Here is a 9,844-nt window from a genome sequence, read left to right on the forward strand (position 1 = left end):
CCACACAAGTTCAAGCGGGCCAACAAGGCGCTGCGCAGGCTCAAGACCTATCTCGGCCGGACCGTTCGCGACATCTCCCGCCAGATCGCCGGCGATGCGGAACTGGACGCGCTCTTCAAATGGTCGCTCTACCAGGCCTCCACCGTTCTCGAGCAGCGTCAGCGCCAGCGCGGCCGCAAAATCTACAGCCTGCATGCGCACGAGGTGGAATGCATCGGTAAGGGCAAGGCGCATGCGCCCTACGAGTTCGGGGTGAAGGTGTCGGTGGCCACCACGCTGAAGCGCTCAAAGGGCGGCCAGTTCGCCCTGCATGCAAAAGCGCTGCCCGGCAATCCCTATGACGGCCACACGCTCGCAGCGATCATCCCTGACATGGAAAAGACCATCGGCAACGAGATCAGCCGCGTTCTCGCCGACGCCGGCTATCGCGGCCACAACGCACCGGAGAGCCACAAGTTCAGGGTCTTCACCAGCGGCCAGAAACGCCGTGTCACCCCAGCCATCAAGCGCCAGATGCGCCGCGCTCCGCGATCGAGCCCGTGATCGGCCACGTCAAGGCCGAGCACCGGATGGGCCGCAACTATCTCGCCGGCAAGCAGGGCGACGCCGTCAACGCCATCCTGGCCGCCGCCGGCTACAACTTCTCCCTCCTGCTCAGGTGGCTGAAGGCTCTTTTGTGGCTTCTCCTCGCCGCGGTGCCATGGACGGAGTGGCTGACGCGTGGTTTGATCGTCCTCGCCGAGGATACTGGTCGAAGAATTCGCACAAGGGTAACCCGCATGAAAAGTTGCCCGGCTCTGTGTCGTCGAATTGTTGGGGTTGAGGAGGTTGCAACCCGCCTGGAAAAGGACACCCGACTCAGCTGACACGATGCCGGGTTGATCGGGGCAGGATAAGGTAAGGACGATGGTGCGGTGGGACTTGGCAGTCATTGCCTAGTGGCTTTCGGTGCGTCAACTCTGGAACAAGCGTTGTGGAGATCACGCCTTCTGGCGTGCTGCGCGCACGTCTGCACTGATAAGATCACCCGCTTTGTGCCATTCGCCCTTCACCCGAGTGCGATTCGCGTCATAGAATGGGCGAAGAGATGCGACCGCTGGATGTCTTTCACCTGCGATCTCTATTTCGAAATCACCATCAGAAAGCCAGTCGGCGCTAACCCCGCTTTCCGAATGCAGGTACCCCATCCCGACGCCGCAGCCTAAGGTGTGACCGAAGCCCGCGGAGCGCAAGTAGCCTACTACAAATCCGTTACGCCAGACAGGCTCAGTGCCGAACATGAGCGGCACCGCTTCAGGCGCGGCCAACTGAACTAGTCGCCGGCGCAGAGTTTTCCCGCGCTGTGCTTCGAGAGCCGCCCGCCCGATGAAATCATCGCGCTTGTTCCAGGCAATCGTAAAGCCGAGTCCCGATTCGAACGGGGTATCCTCATCCCCAACGTCCGACCCCCAATCGCGGTACCCCGCCTCTATGCGCAGCGTGTTCAGTGCCACATATCCCGCGTGACGCAGGTCGAGGTCGCGGCCGGCCGCGACCAGCGCATCGTAAATGCCGAGCGTCTGCTCGGTCGGGATGTGCAGTTCCCACCCGAGTTCGCCCACAAAGGTCATTCGGAAGGCTAGGGCCAAGCCGTAGCCGATCTCTATCTCTCGAGCGGTCGCGAATGGAAATGCAGTGTTGGAGAAGTCGGCCGGGCTCACGCGCGCCAGCAGTTCCCGTGATCGCGGTCCCATGACGGAGAGGGTGCTGTAGCCCGACGACACGTCGGTCACGGATACGTGGCCCGCTCCCTTGGCATGCATTTTCACCCACGCAACGTCACGGATGCGCTGAACGGCCGCCGTGACGACAAGAAATTCCTCGTCACCGGTTCGAGCGATCGTGACGTCAGATTCCATGCCGCCGCGCTCGTTCAGCCACGGGGTATAGACTATACGGCCGACCGGGACATTGACGTCATTGGTGGACAATCGCTGGAGCAACGCAAGGGCATCTCGCCCCTGCACCAGCAGATGCGCGAAAGACGTCTGGTCAAACAGCGCTACCCCTGAACGGGTGGCCTCGTGTTCCTCGCCGCTCAGCCTGAACCAGTCATGCCGGGTGAATGTGGCGTGGGATTCGGCCCGTGCCCCGGGGGCGCCGAACCATTGCACCCGCTCCCATCCGGCAGCCTCGCCGAAGTTCGCGCCTGCTTGTGCCAGCCGGTCGTGCAGCGGCGAGACGCGCACGTTACGTGCCGTCACAGGAGACTTGTGAGGCCAGTGCAGGGCCCAAAGATTGCCCACCGCCTCGACCGTCCGGTCATACAAATACTTGCGATTGCGCTGGAATGGCATGGCGCGGCGCACGTCCATCTCCCAGTAGTCATTCGCCGGGACGCCTGTTGACATCCATTCCGCCATGACCACTCCGGCACCGCCGGATGACTCGATTCCGCAGGAATTGAAGCCCGTGGCTACATAAAGGCCGGCGATGTCCGGCGCGGGTCCCAGCAGGAACCGGTTGTCGGGCGTGAAGCTCTCGGGGCCATTGAAATTTAGCTGGAGACCGACGTCTGCCAGCCCCGGCATGCGCTCAATGGCAGCGGCGAGGTAGGGTTCAATATGATCGAAGTCCTCAGGCAGTGAGTCGAAACTGAAATCACGAGGGATGCCGTCCATACCCCAAGGCTTGCCATCGGGTTCGAAGAAACCTACCAGCAACTTGCCGGCGTCCGCCTTTGCATAAAAGCGTGCGTCCATGTCGCGAATTGTGGGCAAGTTGTGAGGCAAATCTGGAATCGCCTCAGTGACTACGTAGAAGTGCTCTGCAGCGTGCAGCGGAACCGTCCAGTTGAGCTCCGCAGCTACATTGCGGCTCCATAGGCCGGTGCAGATGACGGCTTTTTCAGCGCGCACCATCCCTTCCAGGGTTTCCACGCCAGTAAAGCGGCCCTTCTCGATCACGATACGGGTAACCGGCGTACGTTCCAATATCTGTGCGCCGCCATGTCGTGCGCCGGCTGCGAACGCGCGCGCGGTATCGATCGGATTCGTCACACCGTCAGAGGCAATCCAGGCCGCGCCGAGGACATCACTCACGTCCAGCAGCGGTACACGTCGCTTTGCTTCGGCGGCGTCGACGATCTCCACTTGCAGTCCGAATGACCTCCCCATCGACGCACCGCGCTTCAGCTCTTCCATCCGCGCTGTAGTGGCCGCGACGGTGATCGACCCGCTCTGCCTGAAACCGGTTGGCTGGCCGGTCAGCTTTTCCAGGTCCCGAAACAGCTCGGCCGTGTACTGGGCAAGCTTCGCCATGTTCTCGTTCGCCCGAAGCTGGGTGACCAGTCCGGCAGCATGCCAAGTCGTGCCGCAGGTGAGCTGATCACGTTCGAGCAGCAGGACGTCGCGATGGCCGAGCCGCGTGAGGTGGTAGGCAATCGAAAGGCCGATAATGCCGCCGCCGACAATTATGTATTCTACGTGTGGGGGAAGTTTGCTTTGCATTTCAGAACCCTCAGGAAAAGGACGACCCGCCAGTCCGCCGCGGTCTAGTTCAGCGCATGGCCTGGGACAGCATTGTCAATGTCCCGAACCGTGTACGCGCGCGATAATTAGTCTTTCAGCACTTCCGCCCGGAAACCGAACGACCATAGGACAATCGTTGTCTGCTAGCAGAACCGTTCCAAGACCCAATTTTCATCAGTTGAATTCCCGAGAGATTAAGGGCGGGCAAAGCCGAATGTCGTCGAAAATAGGTCGCATAGTGCTGAAATTCTGCGTCCAGACATCCACGGGCGAAGAATTACATGGGGAAAACGAGAACCATCGCATGCTGGGTTAGGGTCCGGACCCATAAAAGAGGTTTCTCTGACGGCGGGATTGTGATTATGGGATGGCCCGCCCCTCTCCGTGCGATCCATTAGGATCGCTCTGTTTTGTAACGAGAGAGGAACGGACCGATGTCGATCTTCGTGCGGGAATTGATCTTGGCAAGAACGTGCGCAGCCTGGTTGGATTGGATAAAGCTGGTGCTGGGGTTCTGCGCCGGCGCCTTCGGATTTCATCGGCAAGCTGCCGGCTTGCATTGTGGCAATGGAAGCATGCTGCGGCGCGCATCACCTCGGGCGGGTGCTCGGCGCCGATCAGACGATCCGGCTGATGTCGCCGGAATACGTCTGGCCTTATTTGAAAGCGAACAAGAACGACGACCACGATGAGGCCATCGCGGGAGCTGCGACGCGGCCGACGATGCGCTTCGTGCCGGTCAAGAGCGAGCAGCAATCGGATACCCAGGCTTTGCATCGGGCCCGCTCGCGTCTGGTGGCGGAGCGCCCAGCGCTGATCAACCATCTGCGCGCGCTCTTGCTGGAGCGTGGCATCGTCGTGGCGCAGGGACGGCGCAGGCTGGAGGATGCGCTTTCAGTCTTTGCCGACGAAGACGATCCCCTGCTATCGCCGCGCATGCGGGTGCTGATCGAGGACTTGCGCGCCGAATGGCGTAATCTTGATGAGCGGATCGCCGCCTTCAATGCGGAGTTCGCGCACCTGGCGCGCGAGGACGAAGCGGCCCGTCGCCTTGCGACGATCCCCGGGATTTGCGTCATCAACGCTACGGCGCTGACGACCGCGGCCGGTGATGCTCGCAGCTTCGGGCGCGGCCGTGACCTTGCCGCCTGGCTTGGCCTAGCGCCTCGGCAGGCGACCGCTGGAGGCAAGCCGCGATTGCTCGGCATCTCCAAACGCGGCAATTGCTACCTCCGGGCGAACCTGATCCACGGTGCGCGGGCGGTGCTGCCGCGCATCATGGCCCAGGACATGTCGTTGGGCGGGCGCGCAGCCTGTCGGAGACAACGCACAGGAACATCGTCGTGGTGGCGCTGGCAGCCATACTCGCGCGCATCGTCTGGGCAGTGCTGCGTAAGGAGCGCGCTCGGGGCAAGTCCGCATGGGTCATCGCTCACATCCTGGGGATCAGTCGGCGCACCGCAGCTTTTCATCTTTCAAAGCGGCTTGACGTGGGCTCGAAGCGGGTTTCGCGCCTTCGGCCTGCAGGGATGATCCTATCGAACGATTCCGAGCGCCCCGACAATATCCAGAACCGCGCGGAAGCCCGGAAGCGCTACTCAATTATTGAGAAACCACTGAAATACTGTCGATGTCGATCGATAACTATCGGTCCGCAGAGATCGCATCCGGTAGAGAGATTGGCGGTGTTCGCGAGGTTGCGTATCGCCGCAAGACGACATACCGTCAGCCCTTGTCAAGCGGTTGATGGTATGTTTCTTGACGTAAGCACCTATGTTTGCTTGAGAAATTAGGTGGTGGTGGCGCCGAACCGACCTGACGGTATTCAAAGGGCACCGTTATGCCGACCAATACGGCCTTGAAGCCTCGCCCAAAGCCTTACAAAGCCACCGATCGGGACGGCATGTAAGCAACTGTCGCCCCATCCGGCACTGTCTCATTCAGGGTCGACTACCGTCTTCATGGCCGCCGGGAGACACTGCATCTGGGGCGATATGGACCTTCTGGTCTCTCGGTGGGTGCGCGTACGGTTTCATTGTGTCGATTATCCCACACACGTGGCCGCAACTTTACCGATCGCAGCTTCCACGATTGAGTGGTAGCGAAAGATCGCGATCCTCTGGGAGAGTTTCGCGAACTCCGGACCGTTCGCATATGCAAACCGCGAACATAATGAAAGTACCCCGCTCATAACGATCGGCAGATGCCGAAGAAATTGCCGGTCCCTAAAATGCTTGGACCGTACCGATTCAACGTCACAACAACCTTCAAATTGTATTTGATGCCGAAACTGCGTTACTTATACAGTGTAGCGGTCGAACTCCTGAATGAGCGACGCCACGCTTTAAACCCCGGCAAGAGGAATAATAGAATGAAAGTTCTATGCTTGTGGCATGCGACGGGCGATGAGATCAAGTACATAAAGGACGCGATGCCGCGTGGTACGGAAGTCGTGGCGCCGGAGGGTAAATATTTTTCTCGCTTCGAGGCGACATACCAAGAATTGAAAGATAACGCTGTCGATGCGGATGCGTTCATCGGCTGGACTCTTCCAGAGGGTGTTCCGCAACTCGCGGGCAAGCTCAAGATATTGTCGTGGCTTCATTCCGGCGTCGACGACCTTGGCCAAATGGGGGTGCTGTCGCTGGCCAAGCAGCGCGGTTTCAAGGTGACGAACATCCGCGGCGCAAATGCGATCGCGGTTGCCGAACAGGCGATGATGTTGATGCTCGCCCTCGCGAAGAAGACTCTGTTGAAGCATGAAGTCGCGCGAGAGAATGGCGTCTTTTTTCCTCTCTTCGGAGAAGAGCATAGATCGGCCATGCTATATGGTCGCACGATCGGTGTGATCGGTGTCGGAAACATCGGCAGTCACGTCGCAAGATGTGCGAAGGGATGTGGCATGCACGTCCTCGGCGTGCGGCGCAACAATGAGCGGCCGGCCGAATTTGTGGATTCCTTGCACGGCATGGACGAACTGCATTCGGTGCTTGGGAAATCCGACTATATCGTTCTGGCGACCCCGATCACCGGTGAAACTTTCAATTTCTTCGGGAAGGCTGAGATCGAGGCCATGAAGCCGACAGCCTTTCTGGTCAACATCGCTCGTTCAAAACTGGTTCAGGAGAAGCCTCTCTACGACGCACTCACCTCCGGTCGCTTGCGTGGCTACGGAGCAGATGTCTGGCCGTATTACGCGTACGGGGAAACGTTTCCGGCTTCCCGGGTGCCGCGCCTGGCGATTCAGAAGCTTCCCAACGTCGTCTGCTCCAACTGTCAAGCCCACGATGCGGATGGTCAACTGGAACGGTATATCGAGTGGGGCACCCAGAATCTGCTCGAATTTGCAACGGGCAAGCCACTGACGCGCGAAATTAGACTGGACTTGGGTTACTAAAGTCTGCTCCAACTGCGCAGAGGCAGCGCCGGCCCGCTTCCCCTCAGAGGGCATCCCACGAAGTACTGCTTCGGGTGCCTCGGAGAGCGAAGAAAGGCGCTCATCGCCGATGGCACCTATGCTCAGCTGCTGCGCAATTGGAGCATCCCGAAGAAAGCCTCGATCGAACAGGCGATGATGATGCCGAGCCCTGATCGCGCTCTCTGCGTTGTCGATCCGTGCCCTGCAGGTCGATGGTGGACATCGTTAGCGACCTGTTGTGAGAGTCATTCGACGGAATGCAACTGCGGGACTCTAAAGTGCCGCCAAAGCGAATGCAGTAAAGAATTTTGCGGATCTCAAGTTAAAGTACCCAAATAAACCCAATGAGCTAAGACTATGGCACTCAGCAAAGGACCGCAGACATTCCCGCGATCAGAATACCTGCGAAGGCTCGCAGCAGTAAAATCAGAGATGGCGCGTCTGGACATCGATGCGCTTTACGTATCCAATCCGGCCAACGTTACTTATCTTACGGGGTGCATCGTCCAGACCAGCTCACAAGGCCTTGTGGTTTCAATTCACAAAGACGAACCGACATTCATCGTGCGAGGCGTGGATTCAGCGGCAGTCATCTATCAGACTTTCCTGGAGCGCGATCACCTGATCACGTATCCAGAAAACCGCGCTGTCAGCCCTGACGTGGATCACTACGACGCGGTGATCGATTTCCTCCATGAAGCTGGGCTCGCAAACCGTCGCGTGGGGCTCGAACTGAATCACTTGCCTGCGGAAACGGCAGAGAAATTCAAGGAACGACTGCCGAAAGCAAGGATAGTGAATTCCAAGAAGGTGGTAAGCTGGGTACGGCTTATTAAGTCGGATCTCGAGATATCTATCCATGAAGGAAGCTGCCGCCATCGCCGATGCCGCAATGATGCGTGCGACAGAAGTGATCCGGCCTGATGTGTGCGAAGCTGACGTTGTCGCTGAGATCCTGGCGACGCAGGTGCGCGGTGCCGGAGGGAAGCCTAGCACGGGCTTGGCAGATCCTCTCCTCTTCTGCTCATCGCCTCGCACGGGTGTGGCCCACATTACCTGGAGCGAGGACACCATCCGTAATGGTTCGCAGATCAATCTTGAAGTTACCGGCGTCCGCCATGGCTACATCGCCCCGCTTATGCGCACCTTCTCAGTTGGCGCACCCTCCGATCATCTGCGTCGCGTACATGAGGCAGAACTTGCCGGTCTCGAGGCCGCGCTGAACACAGTGCGGCCCGGGGCAACCTGCAGCGACGTCGCTGGAGCGTTCTATCGCACGATTGAGAAGCTAGGTTTTAAGAAAGACACCCGATGTGGCTACTCCATAGGCATTAATTGGGAGCCGACCACTAGCTTCAATGATGTGGACAAGACAGAGCTAAAGCCGAATATGACGTTCCATCTGATGCTGGGGAACTGGATGGAAGAGGATTTTGGGTATGTCATCAGCGAGACCATCCGCGTCACGAAATCCAGCGTCGAAGTATTAACTAGTACGCCGCGGAAGCTTTTCGAGGTTTAGCTGGAGTCTATGCAGGATATTCCGACGAAGAAGGAACCTGCAGGATCGCGGATTGAACCGCACCGGGTTTGCCGAAGGCAGTTTCGTTTGATCGGGTGGAACGGTCCTTTACCTCAGCATCAGAGTGCTAAAACGTGGTCGTTGTTTCAACGGCACAAGGTAGGGACCGTTCCGTGAAGCATATTTAACCACCATCGGGCTGGATCTGGCCAAGCAGGCTTTTCAGATCCACGGCGTTGACGCCGAGGATTCTCCAATCGTCAGCCGTAAACTCCGCCGTGGAGTGGCCCCGTTTGACCGGACAGGCAGCGGGTTGCATTAAGCACCAGCGGCTTTCGCCCCGAACTCGCGTGGCGAGAGGAAGCGCAAGCCGGAGTGCGGGTGGATTTCATTGTAGTCGTCGAACCATTTCGGCAGCAAGGCCAGGACAGTTTCGGCGTCGGGCAGAGTCCCGTTTCAGCGTTTTCACGAATGCCTCGGAGATGGCGTTGCTTTGCGGGGAGCGGACGGGAGTGGAGGCGAGCCTGAGGCCGAGTGCCGCTGCGGGGTCGCCGTTTCCCGCAAGCATGGCATCTCGGCAGCGACCTTCTACAAGTTCAAGGCGAGTTCGGGGGGGTGGACGTGTCCGACGCCCGTCGCCTGAAGGCTCTGGAAGACGAGAACGCCCGGCTGAAGAAGCGCCTGGCCGAGCAGATGCTCGACAACGCGATCCTGAAGGATGTTGCCGCAAAAAAATGGTGACGCCCGATGCGAAGCGGAAGGCGGTGGCTCATGCCTGTGAGGTGCACGAGGTGAGCCAGCGTCGGGCGTGCCAGGCTCTGAACATCGACCGTTCGACGGTGCGCTACACCAGCATTCGTCCGGACGATGAACCGTTGCGCGAGGCGATGAAGGCCGTGGCGGCGGAGCGCCGGCGCTTCGGCTATCGCAGGATCCACGTTTCATGCTGGATCGGCAGGGCATCGTGATGAACCAGAAGAAGCTGCGGCGCCTCTACCGCGAGGAGAAGCTGCAGGTGCGGCGGCGCGGGGGCCGCAAGCGGGCACTGGGCACGCGCAGGCCCATGCTCGTGCCCGATCGTGCCAACGCCCGCTGGAGGCTCGACTTCGTCTCCGACCCCTTCACCGACGGCCGTCGCTTCCGGGTGCTGGCCGTCGTCGACGACTACACGCGGGAATGTCTGGCACTCATCGCCGACACCTCGCTGTCGGGCCTGCGCNTCGTGCGCGAGCTGGNCGCTGTCATCCGCTGGCGCGGGCGGCCCGCCACGATCGTTTCCGACAACGGCACGGAGCTGACTCCATGGCAGTCCTGCGCTGGTGCCAGCAGACCGGCGTCGAATGGCACTATATCGCGCCGGGTAAGCCCATGCAGAATGCCTTCGTCGAGAGCTTC

Annotated in this window: 4 protein-coding genes and 6 pseudogenes; 7 read left to right on the top strand and 3 right to left on the bottom strand. The window is 59.6% G+C overall.

What is annotated here, in order from left to right; genetic code table 11:
• Nucleotides 1-677: pseudogene (locus M727_RS0131775) on the top strand (transposase); the annotation flags it as partial.
• A 106-nt stretch (nucleotides 678-783) separates the two neighbouring features.
• Here M727_RS0131775 and purU read toward each other — a convergent pair.
• Together purU and M727_RS0131785 are read right to left on the bottom strand one after the other, a co-directional pair.
• Nucleotides 784-932 (bottom strand): annotated as a pseudogene (gene purU, locus M727_RS44075) (formyltetrahydrofolate deformylase); the annotation flags it as partial.
• A gap of 48 nt (nucleotides 933-980) precedes the next feature.
• Entirely contained in the window at nucleotides 981-3,488 is a 2,508-nt protein-coding gene (locus M727_RS0131785; protein WP_027155928.1) for an FAD-dependent oxidoreductase, read from the bottom strand.
• A gap of 475 nt (nucleotides 3,489-3,963) precedes the next feature.
• On the opposite strand from M727_RS0131785, the pseudogene M727_RS38440 reads away from it, so the two are divergent.
• The 5 genes and pseudogenes from M727_RS38440 to M727_RS44085 form a co-directional block, all read left to right on the top strand.
• A pseudogene (locus M727_RS38440) lies at nucleotides 3,964-4,903 on the top strand (IS110 family transposase); the annotation flags it as partial.
• Nucleotides 4,904-5,349: 446 nt separating this feature from the next.
• Nucleotides 5,350-5,526: pseudogene (locus M727_RS43500) on the top strand (Arm DNA-binding domain-containing protein); the annotation flags it as partial.
• Between the two features lie 186 nt (nucleotides 5,527-5,712).
• Entirely contained in the window at nucleotides 5,713-6,906 is a 1,194-nt protein-coding gene (locus tag M727_RS0131795) for an NAD(P)-dependent oxidoreductase (protein WP_245269093.1), read from the top strand.
• Nucleotides 6,907-7,284: 378 nt separating this feature from the next.
• Complete coding sequence (locus tag M727_RS44080) at nucleotides 7,285-7,851, top strand: aminopeptidase P family N-terminal domain-containing protein (RefSeq protein ID WP_348627195.1); 567 nt, start codon at nucleotides 7,285-7,287, stop codon at nucleotides 7,849-7,851.
• Nucleotides 7,787-8,449: a M24 family metallopeptidase gene (locus tag M727_RS44085; protein ID WP_348627196.1), complete on the top strand. Its 663-nt coding sequence runs from the start codon at nucleotides 7,787-7,789 to the stop codon at nucleotides 8,447-8,449. Before M727_RS44080 ends, M727_RS44085 begins: the two co-directional genes overlap by 65 nt.
• Nucleotides 8,450-8,767: 318 nt before the next feature.
• Here M727_RS44085 and M727_RS41005 read toward each other — a convergent pair.
• Nucleotides 8,768-8,984: pseudogene (locus tag M727_RS41005) on the bottom strand (integrase core domain-containing protein); the annotation flags it as partial.
• On the opposite strand from M727_RS41005, the pseudogene M727_RS43505 reads away from it, so the two are divergent.
• Nucleotides 8,943-9,844 (top strand): annotated as a pseudogene (locus M727_RS43505) (IS3 family transposase); the annotation flags it as partial. The pseudogenes M727_RS41005 and M727_RS43505 overlap by 42 nt on opposite strands.

Source organism: Mesorhizobium sp. WSM2561, assembly GCF_000513915.1.
Classification (GTDB): Bacteria; Pseudomonadota; Alphaproteobacteria; order Rhizobiales; family Rhizobiaceae; genus Mesorhizobium; species Mesorhizobium muleiense.